The organism is Streptomyces sp. NBC_01012, from assembly GCF_045162755.1.
Lineage (GTDB): Bacteria > Actinomycetota > Actinomycetes > Streptomycetales > Streptomycetaceae > Streptomyces.
Genome location: NZ_CP108688.1, coordinates 5,661,431 through 5,681,733 on the forward strand (window position 1 = coordinate 5,661,431; position 20,303 = coordinate 5,681,733).

Below are 20,303 nucleotides of genomic sequence, written 5' to 3' on the forward strand. Positions count from 1 at the left end.
GGTGATGTCGGCCGAACCGTACGAACACCGTGGCGCCGTCGATATGGTGCAGGGCACCTCACCTGGGCGGGTGCCGGTGTGGGCACCGCACATGGGCAGCTCTCAGCGGGCGTCGGCCGGCCGGTCGATCAGCCCGCAGACCGTCTCGATGTCGCCCTTCACCTGGGCGATCGACTCCCGGCCCGACAGCCAGGTGATCAGCGCGGAGTGCCAGGTGTGCTCGATGACGCGGACCACGGCCAGCTGCTCCTGCGTGGGGTTCTCCACCCCCATCGCGTCCAGGACGATCGCCGTGGTCAGCCGGGACACCGCGTCCACCTCGGGGCTCACCCCCCGGTCGGCGAAGGTCAGCGCCCGCACCATGGCATCGGCCAGATGCGGATCGCGCTGGAGCGCCCTGAAGGCCAGCATCAGCGTCTCCGCGACCCGCTCGGCGGCGTCGTCGCCCGTGGCCGGCCGCTTCCTGCGGAGCACCGCGTGCAGATGCTGGAGCTGGTCCTGCATGATCGCGACCAGCAGATGGACCTTGGAGGGGAAGTAGCGGTAGAGCGTGCCCAGGGCGACCCCGGCGGCGTCCGCCACCTCACGCATCTGCACCGCCTCGAAACCGCCCCGCCCCGCGAGCTGGGCGCCGGCCTGAAGGATGCCGCGACGGCGGGCCTCCTGGCGTTCCGTCAGGAGGGGGGCCGGGGGCCTGGCTTCCGCTGTCATCTGTCCCCGTCCAAGAAGGGAGAACCGGTTCCCTGCCCGGCCGGGCGCCTGTTTTCGGGCGCGTGCGGCATGCCAGGGTGTTGCCGTGGCGCGAATCACCTGATCCGGCCGCCACGCCGACGCTACCTGCCGGTAGATTCGGTGCGGGTTGAACCGACGAGTCTGAAACTTGTTCTAGATTAGCGCGACCGGTTACGCTCCGGCGAACACGCAGTGAGAAGGGGGCCGAGTGTGACCGCTGAGGCCATAGACACGGGCCCCCTCGCGGGCGGCAGCATCTCGGGCACGGACGGTGACCGGCCCTTGCGCATCGCGCTCCTGACCTACAAGGGCAACCCCTTCTGCGGTGGCCAGGGCGTCTACGTCCGCCACCTCGGCCGGGAGCTCGCCCGGCTCGGCCACAGCGTCGAGGTGATCGGTGCCCAGCCCTACCCCGTACTCGACGAGGGTGTCCCGCTCACCGAGCTGCCGAGCCTCGACCTCTACCGCCAGCCCGACCCCTTCCGCACCCCGGGGCGCGGCGAGTACCGCGACTGGATCGATGTCGCCGAGGTCGCCACCATGTGGACGGGCGGCTTCCCCGAGCCCACCACCTTCAGCCTGCGGGCCCGTCGTCATCTCCTCGCCAGGCGCGGCGACTTCGACGTGGTGCACGACAACCAGACGCTCGGCTACGGTCTGCTCGGGGACCTCGGCGCACCGCTGGTCACCACGATCCACCACCCCATCACCGTCGACCGCAGGCTGGACCTGGAGGCCGCGGGGTCGGTGCGCCGCAGGCTCGCCGTGCGCCGCTGGTACGGCTTCACCCGCATGCAGAAGCGCGTCGCCCGCCGGCTGCCGTCCGTCCTCACCGTCTCCGGCTCCTCGCAGCAGGAGATCGTCGAGCACCTCGGGGTGCGCAGGGAGCGCATCCAGGTCGTCCACATCGGGGCCGACACCGACCTCTGGTCGCCCGACCCCTCGGTCGCCGAGATCCCCGGCCGGATCGTCACCACCTCCAGCGCCGACGTCCCGCTCAAGGGCCTCGTCCACCTGGTGGAGGCGCTCGCCAAGCTCCGCACCGAGAACCCGCGGGCGCACCTCGTGGTCGTCGGCAAGCGGGCCGAACGCGGCCCCGTCGCCCAGGCCATCGAGCGCTACGGGCTCCAGGACGCCGTGGAGTTCGTGAAGGGCATCAGCGACGCCGAGCTCGTCGACCTGGTCCGCAGCGCCCAGATCTCCTGCGTCCCCTCGCTGTACGAGGGCTTCTCGCTGCCCGCGGCCGAGGCCATGGCCACCGGGACCCCGCTGGTGGCCACCACGGGCGGTGCGATCCCCGAGGTCGCCGGGCCCGACGGGGAGACCTGCCTCGCCGTGCCGCCCGGTGACGCGGGGGCGCTGGCCGCCGCTCTCGGCCGGCTTCTCGGCGACCGCGAACTGCGCGCCAGGCTCGGCGAGGCCGGCCGTGCCCGGGTACTGGCCAACTTCACCTGGGCCAGGGCCGCTCTCGGTACCGTCGAGCTGTACCGTCAGTCGATCGCGGCCCGGGGAGCCCGCAGGTGACTGCCCCCGCGGCCCCCGCGGCTCCTGTGGCCCCCGTGGCCCCCGTGTCTCCTGGAATCCGTACCTCCGACCTCGAAGGCAGGCCCCCGTGCTGACCGTCGACTTCACCCGCTTCCCGCTCGCCGCCGGCGACCGGGTGCTCGATCTGGGCTGCGGCGCCGGCCGGCACGCCTTCGAGTGCTACCGGCGCGGCGCCCAGGTGGTGGCCCTCGACCAGAACGGCGAGGAGATCCGCGAGGTCGCGAAGTGGTTCGCCGCGATGAAGGAGGCCGGTGAGGCGCCCGCGGGCGCGACCGCCACCGCGATGGAGGGTGACGCCCTCAACCTGCCCTTCCCCGACGCCTCCTTCGACGTCGTGATCATCTCCGAGGTGATGGAGCACATCCCCGACGACAAGGGCGTGCTCGCCGAGATGGTCCGGGTGCTGAAGCCCGGCGGCCGTATCGCGATCACCGTGCCCCGCTACGGCCCCGAGAAGGTCTGCTGGACCCTCTCCGACGCGTACCACGAGGTCGAGGGCGGGCACATCCGCATCTACAAGGCCGACCAGCTGCTCGGCAGGATCCGCGAGGCCGGACTCAAGCCCTACGGCACCCACCACGCGCACGCGCTGCACAGCCCCTACTGGTGGCTGAAGTGCGCCTTCGGCGTGGACAACGAGAAGGCGCTGCCGGTGCGCGCCTATCACAAGCTGCTGGTCTGGGACATCATGAAGAAGCCGCTCGCCACCCGGGTCGCCGAGCAACTGCTCAACCCGGTCGTCGGCAAGAGCTTCGTGGCGTACGCGACCAAGCCGCACCTGCCCGAGGCAGAGGCGGCGTGAGCACGCCGGAGCAGACCGAGCATCTCGTCCTGCCGGGCGTCCTCACCGCCGAACAGGCGGCCGAGACCGTGGGGGCCCTGCTCGCCGTGCAGCGCGGGGACGGCGCGCTGCCCTGGTTCCGCGGCCACCACCTCGACCCGTGGGACCACACCGAGGCCGCGATGGCGCTGGACGCGGCCGGTGAGCACGAGGCCGCCGCCCGCGCCTACGCATGGCTGGCCCGCCATCAGAACGGGGACGGCTCCTGGTACTCCGCGTACCACGACGGCGAGGCCGCCGAGCCGACCGACCTCGGCATCGAGACCAACTTCTGCGCCTATGTGGCCGTCGGCGTCTGGCACCACTACCTCGCCACCGGTGACGACGCGTTCGTCGACCGGATGTGGCCGACGGTCTTCGCGGCGATCGAATGCGTGCTGCGGCTCCAGCAGCCCGGTGGGCAGATCGGCTGGAAGCGCGAGGCGGACGGCACCCCGGTCGCCGACGCGCTGCTGACCGGCTGTTCCTCCATCCACCAGGCGCTGCGCTGCGCACTGGCGCTGGCCGAACAGCGCGAGGAGGCCCAGCCGGACTGGGAGCTGGCGGCCGGGGCGCTCGGCCACGCGATCCGCAGCCACCCCGAGCGCTTCCTGGACAAGAGCCGCTACTCGATGGACTGGTACTACCCGGTGCTCGGCGGCGCGGTCACCGGCTCCGCGGCGAGCCGGCGGATCGAGGACGGCTGGGACAGCTTCGTGGTCCCCGGACTCGGGGTGCGCTGCGTGCTCCCCAACCCGTGGGTGACGGGCGGCGAGAGCTGCGAACTGGCCCTGGCCCTCTGGATCATGGGGGAGTCGGACCGGGCCCTGGAGATCCTTCAGTCCATCCAGCACCTGCGGGCCGATGGCGGTCTCTACTGGACGGGATACGTCTTCGAGGGCGAGCGGGCCATATGGCCCGAGGAACTCACCACCTGGACCGCCGGATCCCTGCTGCTCGCCGTGGCCGCGCTCGGCGGGCACGAGGCGACCACCGCGGTCTTCAGCGGCGAACGCCTCCCGGCCGGGCTTGAACCCGACTGCTGCCGGGCCGGCTAGGGCGTGTTTCGTCATACGCCCTAGAAGCGGCGGACCCGGCCGGCCACGGCGTGGCCGATGAACAGATAGACGACGGCGGCCAGTCCGTAGCCGGTGACGACCCGTGCCCACGCTTCGTCGAAGGTGAACAGGTCGTACGACCAGCCGGCCAGCCAGCGGGCAGAGTCCTGGACCCACTGGACCAGGTCGTTGCCCCGGTTGGCGTCGAGCAGGTACATCAGGATCCACAGAATGATGATGAACGCCATGATGTCCGCGACGACGGCTATGACCCGTGCGGCGGTACTGCTTCCTGTGCCTGTTCTGGGAGACATGCTCTCCGGGTTGCCGCTTTACCGAGGGTGAAACCCGTACGGCGACCGCCGGGACGTGGGGCCCTCGTGGGCGGCAACGACAGCGGCCCCCGCCCGGGAAGGGCGTGGGCCGCTGTCGTGTCGTGAAGGCTCAGCCGCGCTGGATGCCCGAGGTGTCCTGGAGGACGCCACGACGGCCGTCCTGCGTCTGGGCGATGAGCCCGGGACCACGCTGCTCGACCGCGAGGTACCACGTACCGGGAGCGAGCTCCGCGATCGGGGTGGGCGCACCGTCCTCGCCGAACAGCGGACGGGCCACCGGCACCGCGAACCAGAACGGCGTGAAGTCACCTGCGGGTGCCCCCCCGCCCTGCGGAGCCTGCTGCGCGGCCTGCTGCTGCCCCGGCTGACCGGGTCCCGCCTGGCCCGGGTGGGCGCCGTAGGGCTGGGGCTGGCCGGGCTGCGTGCCGTACGGCTGCTGGCCACCGGGGTAGCCGTAGCCCTGGCCGGGCTGCTGGCCGTACGCCGCCTGCACGCCCTGCGCCGGGCTCGGGGTGCCCAGCAGCGGGGCCTTGAGCGCGGGGAGCATCGGGGTGGCCACGGCGCCGCCGGCCAGCACGATGGTCGCCAGCAGCCCGAGGATCAGACCGGCGCCCGCGTCGCCCGCGTCGATGATCGTCCAGAACATGGTCCACAGCGCGTACACGGTGAACGCGGCCCCGAACTGGCCGAGTTCGAAGCCGGCCACCTTGCGGCCCGGCATCGCGCGGCTGACGATCAGCAGTGCGGCGCCGATGATGCCGGCCAGGTAGATGCTCATCAGGATGGAGAGCGAGTCCCAGGCGTTCGCACTGCCCGAACAGGGGACGTCCGAGGGGCATTCGTAGCCGGAGAGGTCGAGGAAAGAGGCGATGAACAGCACGACCGCTGCTCCGATCACCACGCCGTCGCCTCGAGTGAGGGAGCGGATATTCACGTGAAGGTCCTTAGTCGGTCGTCTCGTCGGGGCGGTCGTCGATGCCGTCCGAACGGCGGTTACGGCGCGAAGCTCGGGGGCGGCTCCCCATCGTACGGATGAATGTATCGTCTGCCCGGGCGGGTTGTGACGCTGCCCGGATCTCGGACTGGCTGTCCCCCCGATATCGCCACTGTCACCGCGGAACTACCTCGTGAGATAGCTGCTGATGCCGTCGGCGATGCCGAGGGCCGCTTTCTGCCGCCAGCCCTTGCTGGTGAGCAGAGCGGCGTCCTTCGGATCACGCATATTGCCGCATTCGATGAACACTTTGGGCACGGTCGACAGATTCAGCCCGCCGAGATCGTCACGGGTGTCGAGTCCGGTGTTGCCGCCGATGTAATTGGAAGGGGCGCTTCCGGTCGTGCGTACGAAATTACCTGCAATCCGCACTCCAAGTTCACGCGAAGGGGCAACGATCTTCGCGGTGTCCGCGCCGTCGCCGTGCACCGCTGCGGGAAGAATGACGTGGAATCCCCGGTTCCCGGTTGCGGCGCCGTCCGCGTGGACCGAGACGACCGCGTCGGCCTTCTCCTCGTTGCCGATCCGCGCGCGCTCGTCGACGCACGGGCCGAAGGGCCGGTCGCCGTCCTGGGTGAGGACGACCTTCGCCCCCTCCTTCTCCAGCAGTGTGCGCAGCCTGCGGGAGACGTCGAGGGTGAACAGGGCCTCCGCGTAACCCGCGTCGGTGGCGGTGCCGGTGGTGTCGCACTCCTTGGTGCCGGTGCCCATCTTCACCGGGGCGTTGATCTCCCGGGTGTGGTCGCGGTTGCCGGGGTTGTGGCCGGGGTCGATCACCACGGTGCGGCCCGAGAGCGGGCCCCGGGGCACGGGCTTCGTCGAACCGGACCCGGTGGAAGGACTGCTGCTCGGGGGAGCGGGGGACGAGGCGGTGGCGTCGGGCGAGGACGACGCGGACCTGGACGCGGTCTCCTGCGCGGCTCCGGGCGGGAGACCGCCGTCGCCGTCCGCGCACCCGGCGGCGGTCAGACAGACGCCGACGAGCGCCGCGGCGGTCAGCACGGGCCTGCGGCGCGGACCCGGACGCGATATGGGGGGAGTGAAGTCGTGACGCACGTCGCGATGCTATCCGTGCGCCTCAGGCCCCCGTCCCCGTTTCCGTCCCTTGCCTCCGCGCTCCCGCGCCCGTACGCCGCAGGACGCGCAGTGAGTCCGTCACCGAGACCTCGGTGAACTCCCCCGATTCCAGGGCGCGTCGGTAGACCCGGTACGGGGCCTGGCCGCCGTCGGCCGGGTCGGGGAAGACATCGTGGATGACCAGCAGACCGCCGTCGGCGATCTTCGGGGCCCAGCCCTCGTAGTCACCGTTCGCGTGCTCGTCGGTGTGCCCGCCGTCGATGAAGACCAGGCCGAGCTCCCCACCCCAGACGGCCGCGACCTGCGGGGACCGCCCCACGAGCGCCACCACGTGCTCCTCCAGGCCGGCCCGGTGCAGGGTGCGCCTGAAGGTGGGCAGCGTGTCCATCACGCCGATCTCCTGGTCCACCACCGCCGGGTCGTGGTACTCCCACCCCGGCTGCTGCTCCTCGCTGCCCCGGTGGTGGTCGACGGTGAGCGCCGTCACCCCGGCCGCGCGGGCGGCGGCGGCCAGCAGGATCGTGGACCGCCCGCAGTAGGTGCCGACCTCAAGCAGCGGAAGCCCGAGCGCGGCGGCCTCGACGGCGGCGGCGTACAGGGCGAGCCCTTCGTGGACCGGCATGAAGCCCTTGGCTGCCTCGAAGGCGGCGACGACCTTCGGCTCAGGACGGGCGGCGGACTCGGCGGCCACGGGGTTCCTCCTGGTGGGGCGGTGGTTCGGACGGCGTCCCATCGTGCCGTACGCCCCCGCGATACGGCTCGGCGGGGGCGTACGGGTGGGGTGGGCCCGGGTCGGGGCAGGCCCCTGGCGGGGCTGCGGGGCAGGGTCCGTGACGGAGGCCCTGGCTCAGCAGCTCTGCCAGAGTCGGGTCATGACCCGTACGCCGAAGCGCAGACCCTCCAGCGGGACGCGTTCGTCCACGCCGTGGAAGAGCCGGCCGTAGTCCAGGTCGTGCGGGAGCTTCAGCCCCTTGAAGCCGAAGCAGCGGATGCCCAGGTGGGTGAACGCCTTGGCGTCGGTGCCGCCCGGGTTGCAGTACGGGACGGGGTGGCCGTCCGGGTCCTCGGCGCGGACCGCGTCGCACATCGCGTCGACGAGCGGCCCGTCGAACGTCGTCTCCATCGCGATGTCGTGGTTGACCCACTCACGGCTGACCGAGGGCAGCAGCAGCCGGTCGATCGTGTCGATCAGCTCCTGCTCATGGCCCGGCAGGAAGCGGCCGTCGACCCGCGCCGTGGCCTTCCCGGGGATCACGTTGGTCTGGTAACCGGCCGCGAACATGGTGGGGTTGGCGGAGTTGCGCAGCACCACCTGCATGAAGTCGGAGACCGGACCGAGCCGGGCCAGCGTGCCCTCGATGTCGTCCTCGTCGAACTCGACGCCGTACAGCCGGGCGGCCTCTTCGAGGAGCGCGCGGACGGGCTCGATCAGCCGGATCGGGAAGGTCTCACGGCCGATGCGGGTGAGCGATTCGGCGAGGTCGGTGACCGCGTTCTCGTCGTTGGGCGATGAGCCGTGGCCGGCCCGGCCGGTGGCGGTGAGCTCCATCCAGGCCATACCGCGCTGGGCGTTCTCGATCGGGTAGAGCCGGCGGGTGTCGTCGATCGCGAAGGAGAACCCGCCGCCCTCGCCGATCGCCTCGGTGGCCCCGGCGAAGAGCTCGGGGCGGTGCTCGACCAGCCAGTGGGCGCCGAACTTCCCGCCCGCCTCCTCGTCGGCGAGGAAGGCGAGGACCAGATCGCGGGCCGGACGTGTGCCGGTCCTGGCGAAGTGCCGGGCCGTGGCCAGCATGACCGCGACGGTGTCCTTCATGTCGATCGCGCCGCGCCCCCAGAGGTAGCCGTCGCGGATCTCGCCGGAGAACGGCGGCACCTGCCACTCGGAGGCGTCGGCGGGTACGACGTCGAGGTGGCCGTGCACCAGCAGGGCGCCCCTGGACGGGTCGGTGCCCGCGATCCGCGCGATGACGTTGGCCCGGCCGGGGGCGGACTCCACCAGGACGGACTCGATGCCGGCCTCGGCGAGGCGGGCCACCACCCAGTCGGCCGCAGCGCGCTCGTCGCTGGTCGGGTTGGAGGTGTCGAAGCGGATCAGTTCGGCGCAGAGGCCGACGGCCTCCTCCTGGGCCTCTTCGGAAGCGGGGACGATGCTCATGCTGCTCCTGCCGGGGTGGTGACGTGGGCGGCGGGCGCCGCGGTGTGCGCGTCGTCGTCCAGGGTGGAGGTGCCGTACGGCCTGACCCAGCCGAGCAGGCCGAGCACGCAGTACAGGAGGAAGGCGGTGGCCAGCGAGTTGAGCGCCGGGATGCCGCCGTCGTAGAACTTGCCGACGCAGAACGCGGCGAGCCAGATGGCCAGGGACATCGGCACCCAGGTGGGCGAGGTCGCCGGCAGGGTCTGGGCCTGGCGGGTCTCGTCCAGCGGCTTGCGCATGCGCTTCACGACCCAGTACTCCGCGACGATGATCCCGCCGATCGGCGGGATCATCACGCCCAGCAGCGACAGGAAGTCGGTGAAGTGGGTCATGATGCCGACCGCGGACAGGAGCGTGCCGGCGATGCCGAGGGCGACGGTGACCACTCCGCGGTGCAGCCGCTTGCCGAAGACGACCTGGAAGAAGTTGACGACACCGAGCGAGGATCCGTACAGGTTCCAGTCGTTGATCTTGGCGGTGGACATCAGGACCACGATCACACCGAAGGCGCCCGAGGTGGAGAGCACGATGTGGGAGACCTCGCTGGACTTCACCAGATGGCCGAGGAGCACACCGGTCATGCCGACGATGTACTCGGAGAGGATCATCGACGAGGCGCTCTGCAGGAAGACGTGCGTGCCCTTCCTGTTGTAGCGGGTCATCTCGGGGGAGACGATGGCGCCCGTCATGTAGCCGCCCGCGATGGCGGTGGCGGCCACGGCCAGCGGGATCGTCTCACCGGGCGGCGGGGAGCTGATCAGGTCGCCGATCGAGTGGTCGTTCAGCGTGGTGATCACCGACCAGGCGACCATGCCGAAGAACAGCGGGGTGACGATCTTCGCGAACAGCGCCATGTAGCGGAAGCCGAAGATCACCAGGGCGGTGATGGCGATGCCCGCGACGACGCACCACATCCACGACGGGCCGCCGACGAGCGCCGAGACACTGTCGCCGAAGATCGTGTTCTGGACGCCGAACCAGCCGACCAGGCTTACCGCGATGACGAAGCTGACGAGCGCCGAACCGTTGCGTCCGAAGCCCACCCAGCGGGTCAGCATCGGTGTCGCCAGGCCCTCGCGCATCCCGGCGAGGCCGATGGCGAAGATCACGATCTCCAGGATCACCGCACCGAGCGTGAAGGCGAGGAACGCGTCCCCGAAGGTCATGCCCACACCGATGGTGGCACCGAGGGTGAACTGGGAGATCGACCCGGACTGGGCCAGCCACTGGAGCAGCATCGACCAGAAGCCGAAGCGCTTGTCGCGCGGGACCCGGGAGAGCGAGTAGTCGTCGCTGCCGATGCTCTTGGCCTCGGCGGCCACGGTGGTGGCCCGGCTGTCGGATGCCATCAGGACTCCTGAGGTGTGCGGCCGAGGGTCTGCAGGTGTGCGAGCGACCCGTAGCGGTTGACGAGGTTGTCGAACTCCACCGCGTCGTGGAAGTCCAGGTTTCCGGCACCGAAGGCCTTGGCGACCTCGACGGCGTACCGGGCGGCCGAGGCGATGTCCGTCTCGTGGCTCGCGCCCGTCTGGCAGCCCGGGACCGCGGCGGCCGATGTGACCGCGAGACCGACGACCGGGGCGGCGGTCGCGGTGGCGGGCTGGAGAATCGAATTGATGTGGTGTGCACCGTTACCGTACGGGGTGATGTCCTGGGTGGTCACCGGGTACGTGACCAACGGCTCACCGGTCACCACGGCGAGCAGCTCGCCGAGCTGCTCGGAGACGCGCAGCACCCAGCCCTCCTTGACGGTGGGCGAGAGGGCCAGACCCTTGTGGTTGATGATCCGGTTGCCCTTGGTGGTGTCGATGGAGAGCACGGCCTCCATCTCGCCGGTGACCTCGTGCCGGTTCATCGTGGCGATGTCCACCGGGGACCCCATGAACGGCACCGGGTCGTGCGGCTCGGTCGGGGCGCTCGGGCAGATGTGCGTGGCGACGATCACGTCACCGGGCAGGGTGTCGCCCCTGCGGCGCATGTCCAGCAGCTTGGCTGCGGTGGCGAGCGCCGAGGCCGCGCCGTCGGCGTCGGACACCAGTCCGGTCACCTCGGGCCGTGCGCCCACACCGCCGAGCCGGCCGACCACGCCGAGGGTACGGGCGCCGCCGCCCGACGCACGCCCCCGGGAGCCGGGGATACGGACGAGCACGAAGTCCGTGGACCCCCGGTCGCCGGTGACCGTCGTGACCTCGGCCGCCGAGCCGGCGGCCCCGGCGACGGAGTCGAGGTATCCGACGACCGTCTCGCCGCTGACCTGCGGGTCGTCCAGCAGCTCGACGATGTCCAGTACGTACTTGAGCATGGGGGGCCTTTCTCCGGAGCGGGACACCCGCCCGGCACCGCTACGAGGAAGTGCGGGGCGGGGTGCTGGAGCCACATTCGGGATCCGCTACCGTGGAACGCAATGCTTTCCCGTTATCTGCAATTCAGGTCTGAATGGTGAGATGCTGCTGATGACCGACTTCGCGCTGGACCGCCGTACCCCCGCCGGTGCGCTGCAGACCGTGGACCGGGCGCTCCTGGTGCTGCTCGCCTTCGAGCGCACGCGACCCGACTGGGGTGTCACCGAGGTCGCCGAGGAGTTCGGCTGGGACACCTCGGTCGCCCAGCGTCTGCTGGCCACCCTCGCGGGCCGGGGCTTCCTGGTGTCCGACCCGGTCACCCGCCGCTATCGCATCGGCCCCGCCGTGCTGCGGCTGGGCCGGCAGTGGGAGCGCTCCGGGTCACTGGAGCTGCTGGCCGCACCGGTCCTGGAGGAACTGCGCCGCGCCACGGGCGACACCGTGCTGTTCTGTCTGCCGGACAACTTCCACATGCGGTGCGTGGCCGCCGAGGAGGGCGAGACGGGGCCGCTGCGCTACTACCCGCTGGTCGGCGAGCTCTATCCCGCGCACGCCGGTGCGACCAGCAAGTCCTTCTACGCCCATCTGCCCGACGACCAGCGCCACCGGCTCTTCAGGGGCCGGCCCATGGCGCGGTTCACCGACCGGACCGTCACCGACCCCGACCTGCTGGAGCGGGAGTTCCTCAAGGTCCGCGCCCAGGGGTACGCCTGGACCGTCGGTGAGTACGACACCGGGATCGCGACCGTCGCCGTACCGGTGTTCCTGGGACGTGAGCCCTACGGCAGCCTCAGCCTCGGCGGGAGCGAGGACCGGTTCCGTGAAGCGCCCGATGACCGGCTCGACGCGCTGGGCCACGCCGCCCGGCTGCTGGAGCAGCGGCTCACGCACCCGCCCCAGCGCCCCAAGTCCCGGGCGGGCCGCCCCCGTACGGCCTGACCCCTGCCCCCGAGCCGCCCGGCCGGCTTTCCGCCCCTACCGCACGAGGAACCTCTGTGAATCTGCTGCTGCTCTCCAACTCCACCCAGTACGACCGCGGTTACCTGGAACACGCCCTGGACACGGTCACCGCGTTCCTCCCGGCGGGCGCCCGGCTCGCCTTCGTGCCGTATGCGCTGGCAGCCCATGACGCGTACACCGAGCGGGTCCGAGCCGCCCTTGAGCCCTCCGGGATCCGGGTGCGCGGCGTCCACGAGAACGCCGACCCGATCGCCGAACTCGCCGCCTCGGACGCCGTGTTCATCGGCGGAGGCAATTCCTTCCGGCTCCTGTCCGCCCTCCATCGCACCGGCCTGCGCGAGGCGGTGCGGGACGCCGCGCGGGACGGGCTGCCGTACATGGGCGCGAGCGCGGGCACGAACATGGCCGCACCGACCTTGCGCACCTCCAACGACATGCCCATCGTGCAGCCGCCGTCCTTCGACGCGCTGGGCCTGGTCCCCTTCCAGATCAACCCGCACTATCTGGACCCCGACCCGGCCAGCACCCACAAGGGTGAGACCCGCGAGGAGCGGCTGACCGAATTCCTGGAGGAGAACGACGTCCCCGTGCTCGGGCTGCGCGAGGGCTCCTGGCTCCGGGTCCAGGAGGGCACGGCGACGGTCCAGGGAGCCCTCCCTGCCCGGCTGTTCACCCGCGGTGCCCGGCCGCAGGAGCTCGCGGCCGGGAGCGATGTGTCCGGGCTGCTGGCTACGGAGCCGAGGTTCGACTCTCCGGCGCGCTGACCCGCGCCGCCGCCGGGGGCACGGCCTCAGCGGCGGTGAGCGCGTCGCCCGCGCTGCTGGCGAGCAGCACAGGGCGGCGCGCCCGTCGCTGTGCCGGCAGGAACGCGGCCAGCACGAGACCGACCAGCACCGCGCCCGTGGCGATCATGAAGGAGGTCCGGAAGCCCTCCATGGTCGGGACCTCCACCGACCCCATCCGCACCGAGGTGTTCGCCAGCACCATGCCGATGACCGCGCTCGACATCGAGGTGCCGATCGACCGCATCAGCGTGTTCAGGCCGTTGGCCGCACCCGTCTCCGACGCGTCGACCGCCCCGATGATCAGGGCGGGCAGCGAGGAGTACGCGAGCCCGATGCCGGCGCCGAGCACCACCGCGATGATCACGGTCTGCCAGGGGGCGCTCATCAGGCCGAGCCCCGCCCCGTAACCGACGGCGATGATCAGCATGCCGAGGATCAGGGTGGTCTTGGGGCCGCGGCGGGCGGAGAGACGCGCGTACAGCGGGGCGACGAACATCATCGTCAGGCCCAGGGGTGCCACGCAGAGCCCCGCCACCACCATGGACCGCCCCAGGCCGTAGCCCGTCGACTCGGGCAGCTGGAGCAGTTGCGGCAGGACCAAGGAGACGGCGTAGAAGGCGACCCCGACCATGATCGAGACCAGGTTGGTGAGCAGCACCTCACGGCGTGCGCTGGTCCGCAGATCGACCAGCGGCGCCGTGGAGCGCAGCTCGAACAGGCCCCACAGCACCAGGATCACCAGGGACGCGGCGATCAGACCGAGGGTCAGGGGAGAGCCCCAGCCCCAGTCGCCGCCCTTGGTCACGGGCAGCAGCAGGCAGACCAGGCCGAGGGAGAGCCCCACCGCCCCGGTGAAGTCGAAACGCCCCGGCGCGCGCAGCGCGGGCTCCGGCACGACGAGGGCGGTCAGCGACATCGCCAGCACGCCCAGCGTGGCCGAACCGAGGAACAGCGCGTGCCAGTCGGCGTGCTGGGCGACGATCGCGGCCGCGGGCAGCGCGAGTCCGCCGCCCACCCCTATGGAGGAGCTCATCAGGGCCATCGCCGAACCGAGCTTCTCGCGCGGCAGCACATCGCGCATGATGCCGATCCCGAGCGGAATGGCACCCATGGCGAAGCCCTGGAGCGCCCGGCCGACGATCATGATCACGAGGCTGTCGGTCGAGGCGCAGATCAGCGAGCCGACCACCATCACGGCGAGGCTCGCCAGCAGCATCCGCCGCTTGCCGTACAGGTCGCCGAGCCGCCCCATGATCGGGGTCGCGACGGCCCCGGCGAGCAGCGTGGCCGTCATGACCCAGGTCGCGTTCGCCGGGTCGGTGCCGAGCAGTGAGGGCAGGTCCTTGATGACGGGGACGAGCAGGGTCTGCATCACCGCCACGGTGATCCCCGCGAACGCGAGTACGGGTACGACGCCGCCGCCCTTGCGCCTCTGCGGGTCGTCGGGGAGCTCCGCGGCTCGCTGTTCGTTCGTCGTCCGTCGCATACGTGGGGCCTCCGGGCAGGGGAAAGTGGCGAAGATCGAGCGGGGTGGAGCTGAAGCATGCGGCGACGCGCCAGGGCAGCGCCGACCGCCAAGTGTGTGCATGTTGAACGCTTCCTTGTGTACGCGTTATTCCGGTGAACGCGGTGTGAAAACAGCGAAGTCGGCGCAGGTCCTACGCCGAGGGACGGAGGCCCGATGAGACCGAAGGGGGACCCGAAATCGATGTACGGGGCACAAGTGGCCTGCGAGTATGACACCCATGGATGACGTCTCCCCGCCCGCCCGCCCGGCCGCCCGCCCGGTCGAGAACCCGTACCTGGGCCGTGGTCGCGGCCGCCTGCACCGGGCAGTTCCTGGTCGTGCTCGACGTGTCCGTGGTCAATGTGGCGCTGCCGTCCATGCGCACCGATCTGGGCCTGAGCGCACCCGCACTCCAGTGGGTCGTCAACGCCTACTCCATCGCCTTCGCCGGCTTCATGCTCCTCGGCGGACGCGCCGCGGACATCTACGGCCGCAAGCGGATGTTCCTGACCGGGATCGCCCTGTTCACCGCGGCCTCCCTGGCCGGCGGCTTCGCCCAGGAGGGCTGGCAGCTCCTCGCCGCCCGCGCGGGGCAGGGACTCGGCGCCGCCGTGCTGTCCCCGGCGACCCTCACGATCCTCACCGCGGCCGTCCCCGAAGGCCCCGCACGGACCAGGGCGATCGGCACCTGGATGGCGGTCGGCGCGGGCGGCGGTGCGGCCGGCGGGCTGATCGGCGGCGTCCTCACCGACCTCCTTTCCTGGCGGTGGGTCCTGTTCATCAACGTGCCCGTCGGCGTCCTCGTCATCGCGGGCGCCGCGGTGTGGCTGGCCGAGGGCCGGGCGGGCGACCGGCGCCGCGTGGACCTGCCGGGCGCGGTGCTCGTCACCGCGGGCCTGGCGACGACGGCGTACGGCATCGTGCAGACCGAGGCCGCCGGCTGGACCGCGGCCCGCACCCTGGTGCCCCTCCTGGGCGGCCTCGCGCTGCTCGCCGTGTTCGTCCTGGTGGAGGCGAGGACGGCCGCGCCGCTGATGCCGCTGCGGGTGCTCGGGGTACGCGCCGTCTCGGCGGCGAACGTGTCGATGCTGCTGCTGGGTTCGGCGACGTTCTCCATGTGGTACTTCATGACCGTCTACGCCCAGAACGTACTGGGATACACGCCGCTGGAGGCCGGATTCGCGCTCGTACCGAGCTCCGCGGCGGTCTTCATCGGCTCGAAGGCCGCGCCCGCGCTCATGGCACGCATCGGTGCCAAGCCCCTGGCCGTGACCGGCGCCCTGGTCGCCGCCTCAGGCTTCGGCTGGCAGTCCACCATGGGTGTGCACGGCGCCTATCTCACCTCGGTCTGCCTCCCCGGCGTCCTGATGATGGCCGGGGCCGGACTGGCCTCCACCCCGCTGGCCACGCTCGCCACCTCCGGCGCGGCACCCGGCGACGCCGGACTCGCCTCCGGTCTCGTCAACACCTCCCGCACGATGGGCGGAGCGCTGGGTCTCGCCGCGCTCTCCACGATCGCCGCGGCCCGCACCGCGGGCTCCGGAGGGGCCATGGAGATCACGGCCGGATACGCCCTGGCCTTCCGCACATCGGCCGTGGTGCTGGTGGCAGGGGCGCTGATGATGCTGCTGTGGCTGCCGGACCGCCGGGAGCCGCGCACGGGCGGACCTCGGGGCCCACGGGCCTCGGGCGGGTCGGCACGGCAGGGGCAAGGGCAAGAGCAGGAGCAGGGGCAGGGGCAGGAAGCCGCGCAGGCGGAGGCCTAGGGTTGCTCCGTCCGGATCCGGCGGTTTCCGTCCGGACATGGCGGTTTCCGTCCGGACGTGGCGGGCTCGTACGGCTCAGAGCCAGCCCTGCTGCCGTGCGGCGCGCATGGCCTCCATGCGGTTGCGGGTGCCCGTCTTGCCGATGGCCGATGACAGGTAGTTGCGGACCGTGGACTCCGAGAGGCTCAGCTTCACGGCGATGTCGGAGACCGTCGCCCCGTCCACGGACGCGTTCAGGGCGTCCCGCTCCCGTGGGGTCAGCGGGCTCGGGCCCGCGCCCAGGGCGGCGGCGGCCAGCGCCGGATCGATCACGGTCTCGCCGCCCAGCACCTTGCGGATGGCCTTCGCCAGATCCCCGACCGGGCCGTCCTTCACCAGGAAGCCCGCCGCCCCGGCCTCCATGGCACGCCGCAGATACCCCGGCCTGCCGAAGGTCGTCAGGATCAGCACCCGGCAGTCGGGGACCTGCGTGGACAGCTCGGCTGCGGCGTCCAGACCGCTGCGGCCGGGCAGCTCGATGTCCAGCAGCGCCACGTCCGGACGGGAGAGGAGCGCCTCGTCCACGATCCTGTCCCCGGCCTCCACCTGGGCGACGACCTCGAAGTCCGGTTCCATCCCCAGCAGCAGGGCGAGCGCGCTGCGCATCATGCCCTGGTCCTCGGCGAGGAGGATGCGTACCGAACCCGTGGGCCGGTGGTCCTGCGGCATCTCGTTCACGGGCTCAGACTAGGGCCTTTCGTTTGGATCAGGCCGGGCTCGCGGGGTCTGGTGCCGCACCTCGCGGCGTTGTCGTCAGTTGCCAGGGCTCCGCCCTGTCGCCTTCCTCCGCCTTGCGATGCACGGCACCAGACCCCGCTCCCTGATCCGGCCTGATCCAAACGAAAGACCCTAGGCGCGGACGTGCTCGTTCCGCCCGGTGGAGCGCACGTCAGGCGCGGTCGTGCTCCCCGGTGTCGCCCTCCGCCCCCGTCGGCAGCCCCGCCGGCAGTTCCGCCGTCACGACGAAGCCGCCCTTCGCCCCGGGCCCTGACTTCAGGGAGCCGCCCGCCGCGGCCAGCCGCTCGGCCAGGCCCTTCAGCCCCGTACCCGAGGCCGGGCCCACCGGGTGCCGAGTACCGCCACCCGCGGCGCCGGCCCCGATGCCGTTGTCCTTCACGGTCAGCCGGATCCGTTCGGGTGTGGAGTCCAGCACGAACTCGCAGCGGGTCGCGCAGCTGTGGCGTACGGCGTTGGTGACGGCCTCCCGGGCGACCCAGCCCAGCAGCGCGTCGGTCTGCGGGGCAGGCGATGGCCCCGAACGGTGTACGGACGCCTCGATGCCGGCGGCGGCCAGCACCGGGCCCGCCCGGTCCAGTTCGGTGGCCAGGCTCCCCTCCCGGTAGCCCGTCACCGCCTCCCGGATCTCGGTGAGGGCCTGGCGGCCCACGGACTCGATGTCGGACACCTGCGCGATCGCCGCGTCGATGTCGTGCGGGGCGAGCCTGCGGGCCGCCTCCGACTTGACCACGACGACCGACAGGGTGTGGCCGAGCAGATCGTGCAGATCGCGCGAGAAGCGCAGCCGCTCCCGCTCGACGGCGTTGCGGGCCAGCTCCTGCCGGGTCGCGCGCAGCTCCGTCACGGTCTCGGACAGGGTGAGGATCGCGGCCGTGACACCTCCGGAGAGGAGGGTTCCGTAGCCCAGCGTCCACGGCTCCGCGACATGGTCACCGCGCCATACGGTCACCGCGCACGCGGACGCCGCCAGGACCAGCAGGCCGACGCCCAGCCGCCTGCCGCGCAGGATCGTCCCGCAGGCCAGCGCGAACAGGGGGAAGAAGAGCAGCCAGCTGCCGCCGTAGCCGATCGCGAGACCGAAGGTGATGAAGGCCATCGCGGCCAGCAGCACATAGGACGTGACGCTCTCCCGCGTCCTCCTGTCGAAGCCCCGGAACACCACCGAGACGTAGAAGGAGTTGAAGACGAACAGCCCGATGCCGCCGACCCACGGATTCGCCGTCTCGCCCTGCCAGAGGTTGGCGAACGCGCCGAGCCCCATCAGCAGCATGGGCAGCATCGTGTAGGGGCGGGGCGAACCCGGCATCCGGTTCCTCGCCCTGGCCCTCGCCTTCCTGAGCGCGGTCGCCCTCCCGGACACGGTCACCTCCTCGGACATGGTCACCTCCTCGGGCGCAGTCATTTCCTGGGGCGCAGCCACTTCCTGGGGCACGGGCGCGGTCACTCCGCTCACAAGGTCCTCGCCGACCGACGGTAGGACACGACGGCGTATCCGCCGAAGAGCAGCAGCCACGCGCCCAGCACGGTCAAGGACCCGGCCCCGGGGGCATGCCCCGAGACCGTCGCCCAGCCGAGGTCGGCGAACCCGTGCGCCGGGGTGTATGCGCCGACGGCACCCAGCCATCCGGGGAACATGTCGAGCGGGAACCACAGCCCGCCGACGACCGCGAAGCCCATCAGACAGGCCACGTTGACCACACCGGTGCCCTGCGGGGTGAGCCGGTAGCCGTTGCCGATGCCGAGCAGGGTGAACGGCAGCGCGCCGATCCACAGCAGCAGCACCAGCGCGCCCCACTGCCACACCGCCAGCCGCACCCCGTTGACGAGCGCCCCGGCGAGCAGGACGGTCAGGACGGTCGGCAGGACCGTCACCGAACCGCTGATCGCACGGCCCGCGACCGCACGGCCCGGATCCAGCGGCGTGATCCTCAACTGCCGCAGCCAGCCGAGTGACTTGTCCGACGAGATGCCCGTACCGATCGCCATGGACGAGCCGAGCGCCCCGTACGCCGCCATGCCGACCATCGACGCGGCCTTCCAGTCCCCGTAGGTGCCGCCCCCACCGAGGTTCGTGAAGAGCAGATACATCATCACCGGCATGCCCGTCCCGAAGATCAGGAACGTGGGATCACGCAGGGTGCGCCGGATTTCGAGGGCGATGTACGCGTACATCACACGGCCTCCTTCACCGAGCCGGCCGGCGCCTCAGGGGAGGCGGGCACGGGTGCGGTCAGGGAGAGGAACGCGTCCTCCAGGGTGGCCCTGCTCGCCTGGAGGCCGCGTACGGCCCCGATCCGCGCCAGCGCGACGACCGTCGCGTCCGAGTCGTCCGTACGCAGCAGCGCCCGGTCCTCGCGCACCTCGACGCCCACCACCCCGGGGAGCGACTCCAGTCCGGCGACCGGGTGGCCCGCCAGGTCGATCGAGACCAGGCCGCCGCCCGCCGACCGCTTGATCACCTCACCGCTGCCGTCCGCGACGATCCGGCCCTGGTGCAGGACGACGATCCGGTCCGCGTTCCCGTCGGCCTCCTCCAGATGGTGCGTGGAGAACAGGACGGTGGTGCCGCGCTCCGCGAAGGCCTGGATGGAGACCCAGAACGCGCGCCGCGCCTCCACGTCCAGTGCGGACGTCGGCTCGTCCAGCACGACCAGCTCCGGATCACCCGCCAGCGCGACGGCGAACCGGACACGCTGGATCTGGCCCCCGGACAGCTTGTCGACGCGCCGGTTCGCGTACTCCGACACCCCGGCGAGGGCGAGCGCCTCCGCCACGGGAAGCGGGCGCGGATACAGGGCGGCGACGAAGCGGATCAGCTCACCCACCGTCACCCGGGGAATCGGCCGCCCGTCCTGGAGCATCGCACCCGCGAGCCCGGCGCGGACCGCCCGGTCGGGGGTGCGGCCGAGGAGGCTCACCGTGCCCGAGTCGGGGTCGTCCAGGCCCAGCAGCAGGCTGATGGCCGTGGACTTCCCCGCTCCGTTGCGGCCCAGCAGGGCGACGGTCTCGCCCCGCCCGATCGTGAGGTCGATGCCGTCCACCGCCCGCACGGTGTGCCCCGCCCGCCCGAACGTCTTGACCGCCGCGGTGAACACCACCGCAGGCCCGCTTCCCCTGATCCCCGTTGTCCGTGTCATGACGATGACGCTACGGGCCCGCGCACGTCCGGGGCAGGGGCGTGCGTACGGACTACGCGATGACAAATGTCATCGGTGCGTGGGCTGTTGGGGCGGGCCGTCAGGGCGGGCCCCCGCTTCAGGCCGCCGTGCCGCCACCCCCTTCGGCAGGACGGCGGTGACGTCCGTGCGGCTGTGCGGTCACGCTCTCCGCAGATGCGCCTCCTCGGTGCTTTCCGTAGCCGCCGGCTTCGGCCCGTTCCGTGTCCGCCTCGGGCGGACGCGTCTGGGTCGT

19 protein-coding genes are annotated in these 20,303 nt (G+C 71.6%); 6 read left to right on the forward strand and 13 right to left on the reverse strand.

The annotated features are described in order from the left end of the window. Nucleotides 1-102 precede the first annotated feature (102 nt). Nucleotides 103-711, reverse strand: a complete 609-nt coding sequence (locus OG623_RS25395; protein WP_406149533.1) for a TetR family transcriptional regulator — start codon at nucleotides 709-711, stop codon at nucleotides 103-105. Between the two features lie 231 nt (nucleotides 712-942). Between OG623_RS25395 and OG623_RS25400 the strand changes: the two genes are divergently transcribed. The 3 genes from OG623_RS25400 (at nucleotide 943) to OG623_RS25410 (ending at nucleotide 4,155) form a co-directional block, all read left to right on the forward strand. After that, nucleotides 943-2,256 carry a glycosyltransferase family 4 protein gene (locus tag OG623_RS25400; RefSeq protein WP_406149535.1) on the forward strand — a complete coding sequence of 438 codons (1,314 nt, stop codon included), beginning with the start codon at nucleotides 943-945 and terminating at the stop codon, nucleotides 2,254-2,256. An 88-nt stretch (nucleotides 2,257-2,344) separates the two neighbouring features. Then, on the forward strand, nucleotides 2,345-3,079 hold the full coding sequence (locus OG623_RS25405; RefSeq protein ID WP_406149537.1) for a class I SAM-dependent methyltransferase: 735 nt from the start codon (nucleotides 2,345-2,347) through the stop codon (nucleotides 3,077-3,079). After that, on the forward strand, nucleotides 3,076-4,155 hold the full coding sequence (locus tag OG623_RS25410) for a prenyltransferase (protein WP_406149539.1): 1,080 nt from the start codon (nucleotides 3,076-3,078) through the stop codon (nucleotides 4,153-4,155). The genes OG623_RS25405 and OG623_RS25410 overlap by 4 nt, the downstream gene beginning before the upstream one ends. 20 nt (nucleotides 4,156-4,175) lie before the next feature. Here OG623_RS25410 and OG623_RS25415 read toward each other — a convergent pair whose 3' ends face one another. From OG623_RS25415 to OG623_RS25445, 7 genes are all read right to left on the reverse strand, one after another. Next, a complete protein-coding gene (locus tag OG623_RS25415; RefSeq protein WP_099172340.1) occupies nucleotides 4,176-4,469 on the reverse strand; it encodes a hypothetical protein in 294 nt (97 codons plus the stop codon). A 130-nt stretch (nucleotides 4,470-4,599) separates the two neighbouring features. Next, complete coding sequence (locus OG623_RS25420) at nucleotides 4,600-5,424, reverse strand: DUF5336 domain-containing protein (RefSeq protein ID WP_406149541.1); 825 nt, start codon at nucleotides 5,422-5,424, stop codon at nucleotides 4,600-4,602. A gap of 186 nt (nucleotides 5,425-5,610) precedes the next feature. Then, complete coding sequence (locus tag OG623_RS25425) at nucleotides 5,611-6,540, reverse strand: N-acetylmuramoyl-L-alanine amidase (RefSeq protein ID WP_406149542.1); 930 nt, start codon at nucleotides 6,538-6,540, stop codon at nucleotides 5,611-5,613. A 22-nt stretch (nucleotides 6,541-6,562) separates the two neighbouring features. After that, complete coding sequence (locus tag OG623_RS25430; RefSeq protein WP_406149544.1) at nucleotides 6,563-7,252, reverse strand: class I SAM-dependent methyltransferase; 690 nt, start codon at nucleotides 7,250-7,252, stop codon at nucleotides 6,563-6,565. Nucleotides 7,253-7,408: 156 nt separating this feature from the next. Beyond that, entirely contained in the window at nucleotides 7,409-8,716 is a 1,308-nt protein-coding gene (locus OG623_RS25435) for a M20/M25/M40 family metallo-hydrolase (RefSeq protein ID WP_406149545.1), read from the reverse strand. Continuing rightward, nucleotides 8,713-10,104 carry a cytosine permease gene (locus tag OG623_RS25440; protein WP_406149546.1) on the reverse strand — a complete coding sequence of 464 codons (1,392 nt, stop codon included), beginning with the start codon at nucleotides 10,102-10,104 and terminating at the stop codon, nucleotides 8,713-8,715. The genes OG623_RS25435 and OG623_RS25440 overlap by 4 nt, the downstream gene beginning before the upstream one ends. After that, entirely contained in the window at nucleotides 10,104-11,057 is a 954-nt protein-coding gene (locus OG623_RS25445; protein ID WP_406149547.1) for a DUF1177 domain-containing protein, read from the reverse strand. The genes OG623_RS25440 and OG623_RS25445 overlap by 1 nt, the downstream gene beginning before the upstream one ends. Nucleotides 11,058-11,208: 151 nt before the next feature. On the opposite strand from OG623_RS25445, the gene OG623_RS25450 reads away from it, so the two are divergent. Together OG623_RS25450 and pepE are read left to right on the forward strand one after the other, a co-directional pair. Beyond that, nucleotides 11,209-12,036, forward strand: a complete 828-nt coding sequence (locus OG623_RS25450; RefSeq protein ID WP_406151999.1) for an IclR family transcriptional regulator — start codon at nucleotides 11,209-11,211, stop codon at nucleotides 12,034-12,036. A 56-nt stretch (nucleotides 12,037-12,092) separates the two neighbouring features. Continuing rightward, nucleotides 12,093-12,821 carry a dipeptidase PepE gene (pepE, locus tag OG623_RS25455; protein ID WP_406149548.1) on the forward strand — a complete coding sequence of 243 codons (729 nt, stop codon included), beginning with the start codon at nucleotides 12,093-12,095 and terminating at the stop codon, nucleotides 12,819-12,821. Here the strand turns inward: pepE and OG623_RS25460 are convergent. Next, complete coding sequence (locus OG623_RS25460) at nucleotides 12,787-14,328, reverse strand: MFS transporter (RefSeq protein ID WP_406149550.1); 1,542 nt, start codon at nucleotides 14,326-14,328, stop codon at nucleotides 12,787-12,789. The two genes, pepE and OG623_RS25460, sit on opposite strands and share 35 nt — an antisense overlap. Before the next feature lie 263 nt (nucleotides 14,329-14,591). On the opposite strand from OG623_RS25460, the gene OG623_RS25465 reads away from it, so the two are divergent. Continuing rightward, entirely contained in the window at nucleotides 14,592-16,115 is a 1,524-nt protein-coding gene (locus tag OG623_RS25465; protein WP_406149552.1) for an MFS transporter, read from the forward strand. A gap of 75 nt (nucleotides 16,116-16,190) precedes the next feature. Here the strand turns inward: OG623_RS25465 and OG623_RS25470 are convergent, their stop codons facing one another. The 4 genes from OG623_RS25470 to OG623_RS25485 form a co-directional block, all read right to left on the reverse strand. Beyond that, nucleotides 16,191-16,823, reverse strand: a complete 633-nt coding sequence (locus OG623_RS25470; RefSeq protein ID WP_406152001.1) for a response regulator — start codon at nucleotides 16,821-16,823, stop codon at nucleotides 16,191-16,193. 220 nt (nucleotides 16,824-17,043) lie between these two features. Beyond that, on the reverse strand, nucleotides 17,044-18,270 hold the full coding sequence (locus OG623_RS25475; RefSeq protein WP_406149553.1) for a sensor histidine kinase: 1,227 nt from the start codon (nucleotides 18,268-18,270) through the stop codon (nucleotides 17,044-17,046). A gap of 71 nt (nucleotides 18,271-18,341) precedes the next feature. After that, the gene (locus OG623_RS25480) at nucleotides 18,342-19,064 is read right to left on the reverse strand and encodes an ABC transporter permease (protein WP_406149554.1); all 723 of its coding nucleotides are present in this window, start codon (nucleotides 19,062-19,064) and stop codon (nucleotides 18,342-18,344) included. Further along, a complete protein-coding gene (locus OG623_RS25485) occupies nucleotides 19,064-20,029 on the reverse strand; it encodes an ABC transporter ATP-binding protein (protein WP_406149556.1) in 966 nt (321 codons plus the stop codon). Before OG623_RS25485 ends, OG623_RS25480 begins: the two co-directional genes overlap by 1 nt. Nucleotides 20,030-20,303 lie beyond the last annotated feature (274 nt).